Origin of the sequence: Neglectibacter timonensis (assembly GCF_900048895.1) — a bacterium.
Lineage (GTDB): Bacteria > Bacillota > Clostridia > Oscillospirales > Acutalibacteraceae > Acutalibacter > Acutalibacter timonensis.
Genome location: NZ_LT160640.1, coordinates 651,276 through 667,964 on the forward strand (window position 1 = coordinate 651,276; position 16,689 = coordinate 667,964).

The 16,689-nt window shown below is 45.2% G+C and carries 14 protein-coding genes and 1 riboswitch; of the genes, 7 read left to right on the forward strand and 7 right to left on the reverse strand.

Annotated elements, in window-relative coordinates:
• Positions 1–78 precede the first annotated feature (78 nt).
• Positions 79–1,506, forward strand: a complete 1,428-nt coding sequence (locus BN3911_RS11970; protein ID WP_066865974.1) for a GntR family transcriptional regulator — start codon at positions 79–81, stop codon at positions 1,504–1,506.
• A 636-nt stretch (positions 1,507–2,142) separates the two neighbouring features.
• Here BN3911_RS11970 and BN3911_RS11975 read toward each other — a convergent pair.
• The gene (locus BN3911_RS11975; RefSeq protein WP_066865976.1) at positions 2,143–2,853 is read right to left on the reverse strand and encodes a 4Fe-4S dicluster domain-containing protein; all 711 of its coding nucleotides are present in this window, start codon (positions 2,851–2,853) and stop codon (positions 2,143–2,145) included.
• Between the two features lie 98 nt (positions 2,854–2,951).
• Between BN3911_RS11975 and BN3911_RS11980 the strand changes: the two genes are divergently transcribed.
• Positions 2,952–3,611, forward strand: a complete 660-nt coding sequence (locus BN3911_RS11980) for a Crp/Fnr family transcriptional regulator (protein ID WP_066865979.1) — start codon at positions 2,952–2,954, stop codon at positions 3,609–3,611.
• A gap of 545 nt (positions 3,612–4,156) precedes the next feature.
• On the opposite strand, the gene BN3911_RS17210 is transcribed toward BN3911_RS11980, so the two are convergent.
• The 4 genes from BN3911_RS17210 to BN3911_RS11995 form a co-directional block, all read right to left on the reverse strand.
• Positions 4,157–4,324: a response regulator gene (locus tag BN3911_RS17210; RefSeq protein WP_154669703.1), complete on the reverse strand. Its 168-nt coding sequence runs from the start codon at positions 4,322–4,324 to the stop codon at positions 4,157–4,159.
• Between the two features lie 4 nt (positions 4,325–4,328).
• Complete coding sequence (locus BN3911_RS11985) at positions 4,329–5,585, reverse strand: HD-GYP domain-containing protein (RefSeq protein ID WP_187127741.1); 1,257 nt, start codon at positions 5,583–5,585, stop codon at positions 4,329–4,331.
• 626 nt (positions 5,586–6,211) lie between these two features.
• A complete protein-coding gene (locus tag BN3911_RS11990; protein ID WP_066865985.1) occupies positions 6,212–7,237 on the reverse strand; it encodes an SIR2 family protein in 1,026 nt (341 codons plus the stop codon).
• A gap of 145 nt (positions 7,238–7,382) precedes the next feature.
• On the reverse strand, positions 7,383–7,808 hold the full coding sequence (locus BN3911_RS11995) for a hypothetical protein (protein WP_066865988.1): 426 nt from the start codon (positions 7,806–7,808) through the stop codon (positions 7,383–7,385).
• 170 nt (positions 7,809–7,978) lie between these two features.
• Between BN3911_RS11995 and BN3911_RS12000 the strand changes: the two genes are divergently transcribed.
• Positions 7,979–9,007, forward strand: a complete 1,029-nt coding sequence (locus BN3911_RS12000; RefSeq protein WP_066865991.1) for a recombinase zinc beta ribbon domain-containing protein — start codon at positions 7,979–7,981, stop codon at positions 9,005–9,007.
• 271 nt (positions 9,008–9,278) lie between these two features.
• Here BN3911_RS12000 and queA read toward each other — a convergent pair whose 3' ends face one another.
• Positions 9,279–10,304, reverse strand: a complete 1,026-nt coding sequence (gene queA / locus BN3911_RS12005) for a tRNA preQ1(34) S-adenosylmethionine ribosyltransferase-isomerase QueA (RefSeq protein ID WP_066865994.1) — start codon at positions 10,302–10,304, stop codon at positions 9,279–9,281.
• Between the two features lie 120 nt (positions 10,305–10,424).
• Positions 10,425–10,593: riboswitch (Lysine riboswitch) on the forward strand.
• A gap of 133 nt (positions 10,594–10,726) precedes the next feature.
• Here queA and asd point away from each other — a divergent pair.
• From asd to BN3911_RS12025, 4 genes are read left to right on the forward strand one after another with little or no spacing between them, the layout of a single operon-like run.
• On the forward strand, positions 10,727–11,806 hold the full coding sequence (asd, locus tag BN3911_RS12010) for an aspartate-semialdehyde dehydrogenase (RefSeq protein WP_066865996.1): 1,080 nt from the start codon (positions 10,727–10,729) through the stop codon (positions 11,804–11,806).
• A gap of 26 nt (positions 11,807–11,832) precedes the next feature.
• Positions 11,833–12,723 (forward strand): 4-hydroxy-tetrahydrodipicolinate synthase, encoded by an 891-nt coding sequence (gene dapA / locus BN3911_RS12015; RefSeq protein WP_066866000.1) that lies wholly within the window; start codon positions 11,833–11,835, stop codon positions 12,721–12,723.
• Positions 12,724–12,765: 42 nt separating this feature from the next.
• The gene (gene dapB, locus BN3911_RS12020) at positions 12,766–13,521 is read left to right on the forward strand and encodes a 4-hydroxy-tetrahydrodipicolinate reductase (RefSeq protein WP_066866003.1); all 756 of its coding nucleotides are present in this window, start codon (positions 12,766–12,768) and stop codon (positions 13,519–13,521) included.
• Between the two features lie 12 nt (positions 13,522–13,533).
• A complete protein-coding gene (locus BN3911_RS12025; protein ID WP_066866005.1) occupies positions 13,534–13,995 on the forward strand; it encodes an ACT domain-containing protein in 462 nt (153 codons plus the stop codon).
• Positions 13,996–14,056: 61 nt separating this feature from the next.
• Here the strand turns inward: BN3911_RS12025 and BN3911_RS12030 are convergent, their stop codons facing one another.
• Complete coding sequence (locus BN3911_RS12030; RefSeq protein ID WP_066866007.1) at positions 14,057–16,675, reverse strand: YfhO family protein; 2,619 nt, start codon at positions 16,673–16,675, stop codon at positions 14,057–14,059.
• Positions 16,676–16,689: the final 14 nt, after the last annotated feature.

The window sequence follows — 16,689 nt, forward strand, 5'->3', positions numbered from 1 at the left end:
CAACGAGTTCGGGACTTTTTTGATGAAAAAATTATAAACTAAGAGAATAAAGAATTTCCATAAGAAGGAGGCCGAACGGTGCAAAATAACAGTATGGCTGATATTATCTATGACTATTTTACTTCTCGAATCCTATTCGGTTATTATCTGCTTGGGGACCGCCTTCCCTCGATCAGTTATATCTGCCGGCAGTTTCAGGTCAGTGCTCTCACCGTTCGGACAGCATTATACCGGATGCACGACGAAGGTTACATAAAAATCACTGAGCGAAAACGCAGCACCGTGATTTACCGGCCGGACAAGCAGCAAGGGCAACGCTACCGGGCCGCTTTCCTCTCCCGCAGGGAGGGCATGGAAGACATATGCCGACACTCCGATCTTCTTTTCAGTTCCATCGTTCATTACTATCTGCAAAGGCAGACTGAGGATTCCATCCATCAAATCCGGACGCAGCTGAAAAGGCGGAAGGAACATCCGGTGAAACAAATCAACATGTTTTATGCGGAGGCCATGCGGCCACTGAACAATCCCTTGGTGCTCAATTTGCACTGGGAAATAGTCCGCTATCTCCAGACGCCCTACCTGCAGCGGCCCGCCAATTTTGAAGCTTCCGACGCCGCGGCAAAGCATATCGAACAAATGCTGACCTTGATTGAAACAGGGAATACCGATCAAGCGCTGGAAGTGACCCAGGCGTTCAGCAAAAATGTCACGCAGATGTTTTTTAAGAGTCTGGCTGTCCAGCTGGATACACCGGAGCCGGTGGAGCAGATCCCCTTTGAATGGCAGATTTACCGGGAACACCCGCAGCTGTGCTACACCTTGGCCGCCGAACTAATGAGCAAAATCGATGCGAGAATTTACAAGCAGGAGGAACTTCTTCCCTCCTGCCAGGCGCTGGCCCAGGAATATGACGTTTCCCTGATCACCATGCGGCGCACGCTTGAGCTTTTAAACGACATCCGTGTCACCGAGACGATAAACGGCGTTGGAACCCGAGTCATTTCCGGCAGGCTGGCCGGCCCACCCGATCTTTCGCATTTACAGATTCGCAAATGTCTGCTCATGCTGCTGCAGGCGATGCAGATAAGCGCTCTGACCTGTGAAAATGTCGCGGTACATACCTTATCCTCGTTGGATGAAGAAGATTTCCAAGTCCTCGGCCGTGAAATCGGGCGGCTTATAAAAGAAGGAACCCCTTTCCTAACCGCAAAAAGCTGCCTTCGATTTATTGGCGATAACAGCCCCTCGGCTTTTATCCGGGAGGTGTACCGTCAATTATATTTTCTATTGCAGTGGGGGCACGCCCTGCATATGTTTTCCCAAAAACTGGATTCCGGCGGGTTTTACGAGGTCTATGCAGAAAATCTGCGCGGGGCGCTTAGCCGCCGGGATATCGAAGGCTTTGCAGGAAAACTGTCAGAACTGATGGAGAAAAGCGTTGAGGGAACCAAAACATTGCTTTTAGAGCTTGGCTTTCAAAAGAAGCAGTTGATATGGACGTGAAATAGAAACGGCCAATAAAAAGGAACAAATCTCTTAGGGTTTGCCTGCCGCAAGGGCTTCTTCCAAAATACTCGATCCTCCGTATGCATTCTCATATACTTCAGCTTTACTTGCATTTCTTTCTAAGATAAAAGTAGACACTCTCCTTCTATGAGTGTCTACTTTTATCTTGCCAGATGCAGTTGGAATTTCCCATCGTATATTGAAGCTTTCATCAGTGTCTACTCTTGCTAGATAGATTCAGGTGATGGTAGTGAACAAATCCGTCCACGATCAGGTCAATTGCTTTTTAACATTCCGCATTCCTTTCCTGCATGACCTTTGCCAGCGGAATCGTCTCACAAGTCAGTACATTCTGCTTATGGGTGTCTCTCGGCTTTTTTCCGCAGACACTCGACACCATACAGCAATCCCTTTTGCAGTCTGTTCTCATTGATAACAAAACATATCTTCCATCATTTCAACCCCCTGGCATCCTTCCCTCCAGCACGCAGTGAAAATAGAGAATCATGGGCGATATGGGGATGCAGTATGGAGTCCCGTCGGAATTTACGATGGTGAGGGGCGCGTATTCACAGTCGCGCAGTACTTCGAGAGCAAAAGCTGCATCACTTTCCCGTTCTTTCTTCTCATCGGTCAGTCCTCCAGTATCCTTCCGTCAGTGGAAATCGTCACCACCTGCCACGGAATCATCTTGCCGCTGTTTTTTAAGGCCGTGATCACGGCCTGCTCAATCCCGCCGCAGCAGGGTACCTCCATGCGGACCACCGTCACCGATTCGATATCGTTGTCACGAAGAATGGCAGTCAGCTTTTCGCCGTAATCCACAGCGTCCAGCTTTGGACAGCCGATCAGGGCGATTTTGTTCTTCATAAACTCGTTGTGGAAATTCCCGTAAGCGTAGGCGGCGCAGTCGGCGGACACCAGCAGGTTGGCTCCGTCAAAATAGGGTGCATTCACCGGCGCCAGCTTGATTTGCACTGGCCACTGGTTTAACTGGGACGCAATCGACACGTTTTGTATGGGGGAAGGCTCCCGCTCCGCCTCTGCCCTCCTAATTGCTTTCGCATTGGATCCCGGACATCCACAGGGCAACGGAGGCCGTATCAGCTCCCCCCTATTCTTTTTTGCCTCCTCCCTATTGTAAGCGTCCGCCTCCCGTTCCTCGAACGTGATGGCCCCGGTGGGACAGGCAGGCAGACAGTCTCCCAACCCGTCGCAATAATCATCTCTGAGCAGTTTCGCTTTACCGTTTGCCATGCCGATAGCGCCCTCATGGCAGGCCTCGACGCACAAACCGCAACCGTTGCATCTTTCTTCGTCTATCATAATGATTTTCCGTTTCATGCTGCATTCCTCCTTGACTTTCTGTCTTTATCATACTATACTCAAAGCAAAAAATTCCGTGGTTATTACCACGGAATTATCGAAGAAGGTTGCTTTTTATGAGAAAATCAGATTCTATATTGCCATCGGTTTCTCTGTTCAAAGGCATCAATGATGATGAGCTTGACTCCATGTTAAATTGCCTGCAGGCCAAGACAGTGGAATACAGGAAAGGGTCTATTCTGCTTGAAGCGGGAAGCAAACCGAAATATGTAGGCGTTGTACTTTCGGGCTGCCTGCACATTGTACGGGATGATATTGACGGAAACCGTACCTTGCTGGCTACCCTTGGTGAAGCCGATATTTTCGCCGAGGCCCTTTGCTGCGCGGACGCAAGGGAAAGCCCGGTTTCCGTGCTGGCCGATTCGGATGCTGTCGTACTGCTGCTCGGCTTTTCACGCATCCTGCATACCTGCCCGAATGCCTGTGCGTTTCATCAAATACTGATCGCCAACATGCTGCAAACTGTTGCACAGAAGAACCTATACCTGCAGAGCAGAATGGAGATCATCTGTATGAAGTCGGTGCGGGCAAAGATACTGCAGTATTTGAGCACGCTTACGGCGGCAAAACACGGACGAACCTTCACCGTTCCGCATAACCGTGAGCAGATGGCCGATTACCTCTGTGTGGAGCGAAGCGCGCTGTCACATGAGTTAATGCGCATGAAACAAGACGGGCTGATTGAGTATCAGAAAGACAGGTTTACTTTACTATGAGGCTCCATTTTCTATGATTTACTTGTAAAGGATGGGCCTTACCGCCAAAACATCGAAGGCTTTCCAGCTAATGGAAAAGAGCTTCGATGCGCCAAGGGCCTGCTTCCTATTTTTTCAAAACTACTCAAGTGTAATATACTTGGCCTGCTTGCCATTTAGCGGGAACACACTTTCTACCTTAATAAATCTTTGCTTTCTGAACAAGAACAAAATCAGATACTACTGGCCTTGCAGGGATTAAATATCATTGACGAAGAAAACACAAAGACACTTCTATCAAAACTTAGAAGAATATTTCAGAAACAGCGTGTTAATTGGATTGAAGTGGATTTTTCAGAATGGAATAAGAAAAACGAACATATTTTCCATGTTCTCTAGGTCTAGAAAATAATCTCTGAAATTCGAGCCGAAAAGCTTTTTGAACAGAGTGCCCAGATGACCTGCTATCCCCCAGCTCCTTTGCCATGGCGCCGAGGGAATACCCTGCACCGGACAAATGCTCCTCCAAAGCTTTGGCTAATTCTGCGTGGACGCTTCCATTCGATCTATTCTTTCTCTAAGAGTGCGAGGGCTCCCTCGCCATTTTCGGCCTTAAAGAGTTCCGTCATGCCCAGGCCGCCAAAATCGATAAACACCAGGATTCCTTGGCAGATGATGCTTTCATCGTCTACCGCCAGCAGCCTGATACATTTCGCTCTCTCTTTCCTGCCCACCCTTCTATAGTTCCATACACCGGGCTAACAACTCTTCGTACTCTTCCTGGATGTGATTATACATATCCAGCACTGCTGTACAGTTTTCCGCTACATTTCCCATGATCTCGTCGTAGTACCCGCAGACCAGGTCGACCACCTGTGGACAAAGTTTGTTATCCCGCTTCATCTCTCCAAGAATGGTCCGTATTTTTTTCTTCCCAAATGCGGCCTTATAGCTGCGGGTGCCATGGAGTGCACTGAGGACATCTGCCACCGCCACTATCCGTTGAGCCGAAGTGAGAACATCCCCAGTAAGGCCAAGGGGATAGCCACTGCCGTCAAGCTTTTCATGGTGACGAAGGGCTATCTGAACGATTTCCGAATCAATCTCATCCCCCAGAATATTCCCCGTGATTTCCACATGGGTCCGCATGACTGTCATGGCCTGGGGACTGAGCTTACCAGGAAACTCCAGTATCTCCACTGGAATGGCGATCTTTCCTAAATCGTGGAGGAGCGCTCCATAACGCACCAGCATTATTTCATCCGGCAAGGCACCCAACAGAGTCGCTATTTCCACGCTGGCACTTTCCGTGGTGATGGTATGGGTGACGGTGTGGTGGCTGCGGAAATCAATCGCAAAAACAAGCATACGCAGGTAAACGTCGATTTCTTCCCGAGTAAAAGGCACTTTTACAAGCAGCTCTGAAAGTTCTGTACGGTACGCCCCGCTGTCCATCAAGCCGGCAATATCCCACAGCTTCATGGCGCGGTACATCAGATCGATTGCCAGCGGTGAAAAACACTCGTCTCTGCGGGCTCTTTCCCAGAAATCCTCAGGAAATGCCCGGCGCTCCACCTGAAGCAGCACATCCAGACGGTCCGCCAGATGGATCAGCCCAGTAAGTTTTTTATGACGTACGTCCAAATCCCGCAGCCGAAAATACGGCACATGATGGAGCAGAATGCTGGGAGCATAGTCTTTAAGCGGCGACATATACCGCAGGAACAGATATCCATATACAGAATGCTCCCATGTGTCGCCGGTTTCAAACTGCGCCATCCGGTCGATTTCCTCGGTCTTATAAGCTCCCACATCATGAAAAAGGGCTGCGAGAGAGGAATCCCGCAGTACCTGGGGTGTGGATTCTCCTTCCGCCTGCAGCATTTTATAAACAAGATAGGCCACACGTTCACCGTGGTCCACCAGGCGGGGATCCACCCGGTTCAATGTTTCCCGCACAATATTTACTAAATTTTGGCCGTTTGGCAGTTTCATTTTCATTATCTCCTCTACATTCTCGCACCGCTAGTTTTGGGCCACAGAGGACGAAAAATCGCGTGTCCGGCTGTCTAAAAATAGGTGTGGTATTATTTGCGTTTTGGGATACCAAGGAAAAACGCAAATATTCCCACACCGCCTCCAATGTCCATTGGGATGTTACGACACTTTTTTCTATTATATAGCACTGGAACTCACAGAACAAGTCTGTGAGTTCCAGTATTGCTTTCAGTATTCAACCCACTATTCAAAAACCTGGAGCAGGAATCTGTATCCTTCTAATTCCAATTTGTCATAGGGAGCAAAGCGGATAGGGGCGCCATTGATGCAGTAACGAAGCACGCCCAGCACAGCTGCGCGCCTCAGTTCGTACTATGTTAAACTGTGTGTTGGTTTTCTACGTTGCCATCTCCGAAATGATAGGTTTTAAAAAGCCAAACTAGCCGCAGTGGGGCTCTATCAAGCAAGTAATAAACCGGATACTGGCAAATTCACTAACACCTACACGCTGTTTTTCCATTGTGTCATTCAATTTTGCATTTGAAAGGCTACAGCCCAGAAGGTCTTATTTTGAAATATCAGGTGCATGGTGTTTAAATCCGTAGTATTACTGATTAATCAACTCATAACCTCTCAAAGTTTAATGCTATTACAATCTTCTTCAGCGTACCGTCTGATTGTTGAAATGGTGTTGATGTAAGGTCTGCATGATTTCCTAAAGTATTCAAAAGAGACTCTATTCTATTAAGAAAAGAGGCATTGTCACTCATGCAGTGACGTGACAACAAAAGCATCGTTTTGTCAAATCCATCTGTAGGAATATAAAATCCATGCCTTCCATTAACTGTAATAGTATTTAATAAATCTTCAACCGACGGAGGACAGTCTGCTCCATATCCACACCAATAAAGTCTTCCTGCTCCAGGCTGAGAATAGGCATCTTTTAGTGCTGACATTAGAGATTTGTCACGCCCACTATATCCGATAACGATAAGATTTCTCTTCGCAAGTTCATGTTGCAATGCTTTTATTAGAACATCGCTCTGGGAATCAAGTTCAGCAGTGGTGTTCTTTAATGCACCATATTTATAATCGCCATGAAGAGATACACAAAGGAGCTCTTTATCTACATCGTGTCTATAAATACGATCTTGTGATTCTAACGTAACTTCCACAGGGGTCAAATTGTATTGATGCGCCACTTTAAGGGATAAACCATCAAAATTAGTCGTCCAGATGCTTTTTATCCAGCCAATCTCAGCAAGCATGGCTGCCAAGTGGTACCCCAAGCTAGGATTCTTGTTTTCCGATAAATGTTGAAAATACTTTCTTCTGTCATCATCAATAGGATACGCTTTTTCAGCAAAAAAGGAATATTCTTCATCAGAACTTGCAATAGGGTAAACCCCTTGTGAATCCAACCAATTTTGAATTGCAATACGGACGTTATCAATCTTTATATTCTTAAATGAGTCTGCTGATGACGGATTTTGAGACATAAATATTTCATGTTTCCAATCCCATATACAGTCAGAGGCAGAAGGAACACCCGACTCCACAGAAGCTCCTGCACCTAAAAGCAACGAATGCGTCGTATCCTTATTTTGTTTAAGCGAACGAATAAACTCGTCAAATTTAAGTGTCTGCATTATAAACTCCTTTTTTAGTCCCAATCTATATTTTAGTACGTATCATTTTTTCATGCAATAATTAGTTTTAACAGCCGCCCTCAGCTTTTCTAAAACTAAAATTCCTTATACAACACGACTTCTATTTCTCATCTAATGAGCTTTATTACATAGTTTCAATCTCGTTAATATTGTTTCTCAGCATACTAATTATCTCTGCTACCTTAGCTGCAATCGCTAATTCTTCCGCAGGCAATCCGATAATATTTACAGTACAAGCTCTTTCTAAACCTTCACATGCATCGCTTAGAACGCCAGTAATTTTATTTCGCAACTCTTGTCCAGCCAGTTCTCCGGGCGACTGAGGAGCTCGCTGATAATGGCCACGCACAGGGTTAATGTATGCCCCATTACTATTGCGAACTAAATCACGAATCGCACCGGTAAACATGCCTTCTGTAAAACTATTTGCATTTGGAGAATGTGCTCTTACATATTGAGTAATTTCATCTCTCGTATGCATTTGCCCATCCTGTAGCAGCTCTTTTGCGTAAAAACGAATTTCCTCTGCATTGGATCTGTAATGCGGCATAATACCCCTTCTTTCCTCTTTTTCTTAAATTATACAACCATTTTGTTCCACAGTCAATTCTTATTTTCTGAATTTCTGAAAATAAGAATTATATATTTACTTCTATTTCTATTTTTTATCAATGTCCTTCATATTTCCTTTAGAAAGTAAAAAAGGAAGGTAATGATAAAATGTATAAAAACGAAAAAACAGTTCAGCTTTCAGAATCTGAAATACAATCCATCAGAGATTTGCTACTGAAAGAAAAGCAGGACACCATCACCTATATTTTTGGAGCGTACGAATTGCTTCGTTCTCTATCCCTCGTAGTCAGATTACTTGATTACAAACAAATCAAACCAAGGTCGAAAACAAAGTGGAGCATTGAGGCCATACGCTCTATTCTCACAGATTCACTTTATTGCGAATCCCCCACTCTCTTTGATCCTGGTACAAAAGAAGCTTGTATTCGTTGTCAAAGAATACTGACCGAGCAGACAGCAGGCAGCATCCAGACGCACTTGCGTAGCTATTGCCATGTCTTTTCTGGGTTCCTCTATTGCTCGGTTTGCGGGAAATCCATGAGCGCACGAGGCGGTAAAAGAAAGGGGCTGGGGAGATCCCCTGCAAACTACTCCTGCCCGGGGAAACGGAAGCAAACTTGCAATAGCTGTTATATCTCAGAAAGCATTCTCGGCGAATTCATATTTAATCTGATACTAAACTTGTATAAGCTCATAAGACATCCAGAATCCCTCTCTTCTGCAAGAGATACAGAAAAACAGATTTTGAGAGATAACATTTTTCCCACTATTATTCATGTTGACTCACAGGATTTAAAGATGCTTTTAGAACAAAGCGCTCAAAAAATAAATCCTCTCTTTGAAGGTTTTCCTTTCAGACCAAGTATTAGCTTGGATATGATCCGGATGCTAACGGGAAGTGAAACAGACGATTTTGTTTACTTGTTGAGTCCAGAAGAAGGAATTCAAAAACTCAACGATTCATTTTACCGTGAAAAAAGTTTTAATTATTGGAGCATGATGGATGAAATAAACCCTTGGATCCTAAAAGAATTTTTACAACAATTTGTCACAAGAATTATTGTCGATCGTGGGATTGTCTCATCCGTTACATTCAAAAACGGCCTTACACTGCATTTCATTATCAGCAATCCGATCAAAAATTTCACTGATCTCTTTGACACCCAAGCAGATTGAAGAAGCAAAAATGGCAGCGGCATCTAATACGATACCGCTGCCATTTTCTGCATATTACTATTCATTTTCAAAAAACATACCGTCAGCGGTACGAAAAACAATCTTTTTAGGGCCAATTTTACATACAGATTTTGAACAAAATTCATCCTTATGTCATGACACCTTTAGCCTTTTGGCAAACAGAGAATTGGTAATAACCCACAATAAACATTATATTTTATTATATATTTATTCCAAATTCTCTCTTGTTCGAATAGCATACCGTCGGGTTTTATACTATCAGCATGCTATCCCCAAAGCTAAAAAAGCGATACTTGTTTTTTACTGCATCTTCATAAGCGTGTAGTACATTCTCACGACCAGCCAAAGCCGAAACGAGCATTATCAGCGTGCTTTCCGGCAGATGAAAATTAGTAATCAGTCCATCGAGGCCCCGAAACTCAAAGCCGGGATAGATAAAGATATCCGTCCAGCCCTCACTCTCGCAGAATCTTCCCTCTTTTTGAACTACCGACTCTATGGTCCGGCAGCTGGTAGTTCCCACGGCGATTACACGTTTTCCATTCTTTTTTGTTTCATTGATGAGGTCTGCTGTGGCCTGCGGCATATAATAATGTTCGGAATGCATTTTGTGGTTCTGTATCTTGTCCTCACTGACCGGACGGAAGGTGCCCAGTCCAACATGCAAAGTGACAAATCCCAATTGGATCCCTTTCTGCTGAATCCGCTCTAAAAGTTGCGGAGTAAAATGCAGCCCCGCCGTAGGAGCAGCCGCTGAACCAGTTTCCTTGGAATATACTGTTTGATAACGCTCCCGATCTTCTAGTTTTTCCTTGATGTACGGCGGTAGGGGCATCTGTCCAATTTGGTCAAGCAGATTGAAGAAAATACCCTCGTAATTGAAATGGATCCTTCGGTTTCCATCCTCAAGTACATCTACTACTTCACAGGTCATCAGACCTTCCCCAAAAACAAATCGAGTTCCCTTTTTAGCCCGCTTCCCGGGCTTCGAAAGAGCCTCCCAAATATCATTTCCCTTGTTTTCCAGAAGCAAAAACTCCACTCTGGCCCCAGTGTCCTCTTTAATCCCGTAAAGTCTGGCCGGCAGTACACGGGAATCATTGAGAATCAGGCAGTCTCCCGGATTTAAAAAATCGATAATTTCATAGAAATGATGATGGGCGACGGCACCCGTTTTTTTATCAAGCGTCATCAGCCGCGAAGCGTCACGCGGCTCCACCGGCGTTTGGGCAATCAGTTCTTCAGGCAGGTAGTAATTGAAATCACTTGTTTTCATTGAATTTTCCGTTTTATTTTCCTCCCTACTTGGCACGGTTTCATCGATGATAGCATAAAATAGAAATGCACGGAAATTGCGCGAAAAAATTGACAACGAGCATAAACTAATGTATGATAAGAAAGAAATAGAGGCGCAGCTTTCAAAAGTAATGGGATCGAGGTTGCCAGGACTGTTGAAGTTCTATGAAAGGGTGGGCTGCCGAAGGGAATATCCGGCAAATATTACCTGGTTGCAACGGCGAAAGCTTTGTGACTGTCATCACTTATGATGGAGTGCTATTCTTACCTACTTTTGGGCTCATCGCGTCAAAACAGCATTTCTATTATATGGGATTGGCAGCCGGTTTTCAACCGGTTTTTTTCATTCCCCTGCCTTTTTACTTTTGCAGATAAATTTCATAGGAAAGGATCGATAAAGAGATGAAAAAATATCGTGTTGGAATTATAGGGTGCACAGGAATGGTCGGACAGCGTTTTGCCACTATTTTGGATGGTCACCCTTGGTTCACTGTTACAGCACTTGCCGCCAGTGCCAACTCCGCAGGAAAAAGCTATCGTGAAGCTGTAGGAAGCCGATGGGCAATGAAGAAAGCGATCCCTGAAGCTTTAAAGGATTTACCCGTTTATGACGCTGAGAAAGATATCGAAACTATTGTCTCTCAAGTCGATTTTGTTTTCTGCGCCGTCAATATGAAAAAAGAGGATATCAAAGCATTAGAGGAAACATACGCCAGACATGAGTGCCCTGTTGTTTCCAATAACAGCGCCCACCGCAGCACTCCGGATGTTCCCATGATCATTCCTGAACTCAATGCCGACCATGCCGATGTGATTGCCGCCCAACGGGCACGCCTTGGGACCAAGCGAGGGTTTATTTCCGTAAAATGCAATTGTTCCCTCCAGAGCTATGTGCCGGCGATTCATCCTTTGATGGATCTGGAAGTCACCAAAGTCTTGGCCTGTACTTACCAGGCAATTTCTGGTGCGGGTAAAACATTCGAGACCATGCCGGAGATTCTGGACAACGTCATTCCCTTTATCGGCGGCGAGGAAGAGAAGTCTGAGCAGGAGCCGATGAAAATCTGGGGACATGTGGAAAACGGCGTCATTGTCAATGCTTCTACTCCTTCTATAACCTCTCAGTGCCTGCGTGTTCCTGTCTCTGATGGGCATATGGCTGCAGTGTTTTTCTCTCTAAAGCAAAAGGCCAGCAAAGAAGAAATTATTGCACGCTGGAATAAGTTCCGCGGCCCTGCACAGGAGCTTGAGCTTCCCAGTGCGCCCAAACAATTCATTCATTATTTCACAGAGGACAACAGGCCTCAGCCCAAATTGGACCGGGATCTGGAAGGCGGTATGGCAATTTCCGTTGGCAGGCTGCGTCCCGACACCCAGTATGACTATAAATTTGTGTGTCTTTCTCATAACACGCTGCGTGGAGCTGCGGGAGGCGCTCTGCTGATGGCAGAACTGCTCTGTAAGAAGGGCTATTTCGATTGAATTGAATTCGGAGGTAATCGTCAACTATGAAAGAACTACTCTTTACCGGGGCAGGAACTGCCCTTGTCACCCCCTTCGATAAAAGCGGCAATATCGCTTGGGATGAAATTGAAAAGTTGGTGGAATATCAAATCGAAAGTGGGATTGACGCCCTCATTGCCTGCGGTACTACCGGTGAAGCGGCTACCATGACCTCGGAAGAACATTTGAAGACGATTGATTTCATTATTCAGAAGTCAAAAGGCCGTGTTCCGGTCATTGCCGGAACAGGCAGCAATGACACTCAGTTCTGCGTAGAGCTCTCTTTGCAGGCTAAAAAACTTGGAGCTGACGGTTTGCTGCTTGTCACCCCTTACTATAACAAAACGTCGCAAAAAGGCCTGGTTGAAAGCTTCAACTATATTGCCGACAGTGTTCAAATGCCCTGTATCCTGTACAACGTACCGGGCCGCACCGGCTGCAACATCTTACCGGAAACCTATTATGAGCTTTCCAAAAACCCCTATGTGGTAGCAACGAAAGAGGCCAACGGAGACACTGTTTCCGTTGCGAAAACAGCGGCTATGTGCGGCGATGAATTGACGATATATTCCGGAGAAGATAATCAGACGCTCCCCATCATGGCACTGGGCGGAAAGGGCGTTATCTCTGTTTTTTCCAATGCACTTCCCGGTAAAATGCATGAACTGACTGCCGCAATGCTGAAAGATGACCTCCCTGTAGCCAGAAAGCTTAACAATGAATACTTTGACTTGATGAATGGGTTCTTCATGGATGTCAACCCCATTCCGATCAAGGAAGCTTTGTTCCAGATGGGGCTTATCAGCACCAATCGCTGTAGAATGCCATTGACCACCATGACGGAAAATGGGAAAGCACAGTTACTTGCCTTGCTAAAAAAACACGCTGTTCTTTGATCATAAACCGGAAGTTGAACTTTTAGGAAGGATAATCTGAAAATGACGGATTTAATCTTATGCGGCTGTGGCGGAAAGATGGGCGCTGCGGTACGAGAATTGGCCTCCGCTCGGGAAGACTGCAGAATCGTTGCAGGCGTAGATCTTGCATGCCAGAACAGCGGGCTGCATTTTCCAGTCTACCGTGCACTTTCCGAGGTCAACGAAGCCGCCGACTGTATTATTGATTTTTCTCATCCCTCTACCCTCCCCTCCATTTTGAATTACTGCAGAACTCACCCGGGCACTTCTGCCATCCTTTGTACCACTGGCTACAGTGAGGAGCAAACGGCAGACATTCGGGACGCAGCGGAGGAGCTTCCTCTTTTCTATTCCCGAAATATGTCTCTTGGCATCAACTTATTGATTGAGCTTGCCAAGAAAGCAGAGGCTGTGCTGGGTGATGCATTCGACGTTGAGATCCTGGAAATGCATCATAACCAAAAAGTAGACGCTCCCAGTGGCACTGCACTGATGATTGCCGACGCAGTAAATGAGGTACGTGAAAACAATATGAAGTACGCCTACGACCGTCATTCTCAAAGAAAAAAGCGTGAGAAAAATGAAATAGGCATGCATTCTGTCCGCGGAGGAACTATTGTAGGAGAACATCAGATCATTTTTGCAGGCCGGCATGAGATGATCACTCTGTCCCATTCCGCCCAGTCAAAAGAGCTCTTTGCATCCGGCGCTGTCAATGCAGCGTTATTTATGAAAGGCAAGGGCCCAGGACTCTATAGCATGTCCGATTTGATATGAGGAGGAAACAGGATGAATTCTACCACAGTCATCAGTACGGTTGACAACATCACTCTGATTACCCTGCAGGGCTTTCCGGCCAATGTGGGCGCCATGTCCAGAATATTTGATGAAATCGCTAAATGCGGTATCAACATCGATATGATTTCCATGGCCCCCACTCACGGCGCCTATACAGGGATGTCTTTCACTATTTCCGATAATGACCTCATCGATATTCTCTCCTTTGTCAACGCTGTAAAAAAAGAGACGGATATCAAAGTGATCGTCAGCAGCGTCAATCACAAAATTTCGATCTATGACAAGGCTATGAAAAATACGCCTGGAATTGCGGCTAAAGTTTTTAACGCCATCTCCAATACGGACGCCGACATTCGCCTTATTACCACTTCCGAGGTGGAAATTTCTCTGCTAGTCACAGAGGCGGATTTTGACACGGTCTATCAGGCAATCACAGCCGCAATGTCTTATTGATATTTTCAATAAAAATTCTGATAAAAAAGGAAGCAGTCAATTGTGACCGCTTCCTTTTTTGTCAGAATATCCAAAGTAACACTGGAAGAATATAGATCACTGCAAGTACAAGGTAAAAAGCAATGTTCAGTAGGATGGGGGATACTCGCTCCAAACAGTTTTGCAGTTTATTTAATTTTTTCTTTCTATTATAAGAAACCAAGAATACTGCTATCAGGAAAGTTACTGAACTGATCCATAGGCCTGTCCATAAACCTTGAGGGATATAAGTGACGCATACATTATTCTCCCCTTTATCCAAAGGGATTTCCAAGAAGCAGTTCCAGACCAGCTTTGGCGTCGTCTTCACCCCATTGACGGTAATCTTCATTCCCGGACTATATGGGGTAGAAAGAAACAAGCTTTCCCCTTCTTCTGCTTCGGCACGAATTTCCATCCTGCTGCCCTGTACAGAAAACACGGCATCGGTTAACTGCTTCCTCAATAATTCCGTGTTCTTTTCTTCATATCCGTAAAGGCCAAAGGAGTACAGTTCTGCTTGTTTTTTTACTCTGACGGTGATATGAACTAAGCCCTGGTCAAATTTTCCAAGCTCCAGTATGCCGTTACAGCGCTGCGTCGGGTAACTTTCCTGAACGACTACTCCATTCACTTCGATTGCGAACGTATCATTGATCTTTTCTTTTAGCTTGGTGGAAATTTCATGAAATGCATCGAAATATAGCGTTTCTCCTTGCCTGGCCTCCAGTTCAAATACCAGGCAGCCTTCTTCTCCATCTGGTTCCAGATAGACAGTCTCTCCTACCCTTGAGATATTGAGTTTTTCTGTCCGGACTGGAGCGTACGGCGTCAATCCTTCTTTTCCGGTGAGGGAGCGAAAGACGGCATTCTGGAATTCCAGTCTATTTTCATGGGTGGAAAATTCAGGCAGAATGTTTTCTGGAATCAAATAGGCTAAATTTCCTGCCCCCGTGGCAGAAATCTGAAAATTTTCATCGATAGAATACTTGTTGGAAAGTAAAACGTCACTTATCGGCGTGCCACAGCAGGAAGAGGTTTCCATCCAATAAGAACTGTAGCCTAAAAGCTTCATGGTTTTCAGGTATTCTTCATCTGTCAGAGAAGTATAATGGTCCAATGTTTTGAAGCCTGCTGCTCCCAACAGATTTACATCGCATATTTTCGAATTCTGCTTCACCCGGTACATCCCATCGTCCGGAATCATTCCTTCCAGGTTTAGCAGATTTTTTTCTCTGTCAGGAAAATTAGCAGCAGAGCCCATCAATACAGATGCATGAAAGCCACCCTGTATGATACAGATTGATACCAAGGTGAATGCCAATATCCTAGAGGAAATTTTATGGTTCAGATAAAAATGAATTGCCAGTACTATGACAGATGCAGCATGAATCGAAATCAAAAGAAGCCAAATGAGACTTTCCGGATCAAACCATAAGGTTTTTGTGTAACTGGTAATTTTGTCAAAATTCAGGAAAAGAAGCAGCAGTGACAGTGTCAAAAGATGCACAGCAGCAGCAAAGAGAACTATGGGATATCTCTTTTGCTGCCGCAAAATCCCCTCTTTTTCTTCCTGCCGATAGTCTAAAGAGGATAGGCAATCGGCAAAATACCAGAGTCCGATAAAGAGTGGAATATATCCATACCTCGCAGGAAAAGCCTGGTAGCTTCCAGTGTGCCACAGTTTGTTGATTGGTTCGACAATCAACGGCAAGGAAAGCAGGACTAGCAGTAGCAGCAAGGTTTTTCGTAAATGGCTTTTGGGAAACAAGCGTATTATGACCGGAATACTGACCACTGCAGCCGAGCACAGCAATACCGGGAGAGTCGTTTCCGCTTCTGTAAAAAAGCCTCCCCTGCGCAGCTCTTCTAAAACTCCTGCCGTACGGGCAGAACGAAAACACTGCAGCAGCGAGGGCAGCCAAACCGGAGCGGACACTCCAAGGGAAAAAAACGCAGCACAGCCGATCTGTCTGGCCGCTCTTCCCCGATCCTCAACACAATACCTGAGAAAGAGTGCGCTGATGAGAATCAAGGCAAGGAACACCATATAGCTTAGATAGTAATTGAGAACTATGGTTATGGTAACAAAAACAGTAAACAGCAAGCTTCTTTTCTCTTTGATAAGCTTGAGGAATCCAAGCATGGTCAAAGGAAAGATCAGCATCAGATCTAACCAGACGATATTTTGATAATAGAGCAGGCCATATCCACAGAGAGAATAGCTGATGCAGAGAAAGCTGTGAAGCATATGATTCAACTTTGGCTCAGCATAGCGAAAAAAACAAGAGACCGTTCCCGCCGACAGGGCAAGTTTTAAGAGAATCAATAAATTGATAAATTCATAGAGATAGGATTTATCAATAAATACTGTTAAAAAAGTAAAAGGACTGGAAAGGAAAAAGAAGAAGACTCCGAAGAAGCTCATTCCTCCTGCGTTATTCAAGTTGTAGAAGAACCCGGCTCTTCCGGAAAGGATGTCCTTCCATTCCAGCATCAGTGGAATCACCTGCTGTTTCATATCCCCCCAGGCTGCTGACTTTTCTCCAAACGGATACAATCCAAAACAGAAAAAAACCAGACCAAGAATCAGGGCTGTCAGCAGCGCCGGCAGTATATGCCAGAAAAGTTGATTTACTTTTAATTTCCATTTCTTTTCCATATTCGTAATATTGC

Excerpts from the sequence above, each read along its gene's own strand:
- BN3911_RS11975 (WP_066865976.1), bottom strand. The coding sequence starts at position 2,853 with ATGAAACGGAAAATCATTATGATAGACGAAGAAAGATGCAACGGTTGC.
- BN3911_RS11980 (WP_066865979.1), top strand. The coding sequence starts at position 2,952 with ATGAGAAAATCAGATTCTATATTGCCATCGGTTTCTCTGTTCAAAGGC.
- BN3911_RS11985 (WP_187127741.1), bottom strand. The coding sequence starts at position 5,585 with ATGAAACTGCCAAACGGCCAAAATTTAGTAAATATTGTGCGGGAAACA.
- BN3911_RS11990 (WP_066865985.1), bottom strand. The coding sequence starts at position 7,237 with ATGCAGACACTTAAATTTGACGAGTTTATTCGTTCGCTTAAACAAAAT.
- BN3911_RS11995 (WP_066865988.1), bottom strand. The coding sequence starts at position 7,808 with ATGCCGCATTACAGATCCAATGCAGAGGAAATTCGTTTTTACGCAAAA.
- BN3911_RS12000 (WP_066865991.1), top strand. The coding sequence starts at position 7,979 with ATGTATAAAAACGAAAAAACAGTTCAGCTTTCAGAATCTGAAATACAA.
- queA (WP_066865994.1), bottom strand. The coding sequence starts at position 10,304 with ATGAAAACAAGTGATTTCAATTACTACCTGCCTGAAGAACTGATTGCC.
- asd (WP_066865996.1), top strand. The coding sequence starts at position 10,727 with ATGAAAAAATATCGTGTTGGAATTATAGGGTGCACAGGAATGGTCGGA.
- dapA (WP_066866000.1), top strand. The coding sequence starts at position 11,833 with ATGAAAGAACTACTCTTTACCGGGGCAGGAACTGCCCTTGTCACCCCC.
- dapB (WP_066866003.1), top strand. The coding sequence starts at position 12,766 with ATGACGGATTTAATCTTATGCGGCTGTGGCGGAAAGATGGGCGCTGCG.
- BN3911_RS12025 (WP_066866005.1), top strand. The coding sequence starts at position 13,534 with ATGAATTCTACCACAGTCATCAGTACGGTTGACAACATCACTCTGATT.
- BN3911_RS12030 (WP_066866007.1), bottom strand. The coding sequence starts at position 16,675 with ATGGAAAAGAAATGGAAATTAAAAGTAAATCAACTTTTCTGGCATATA.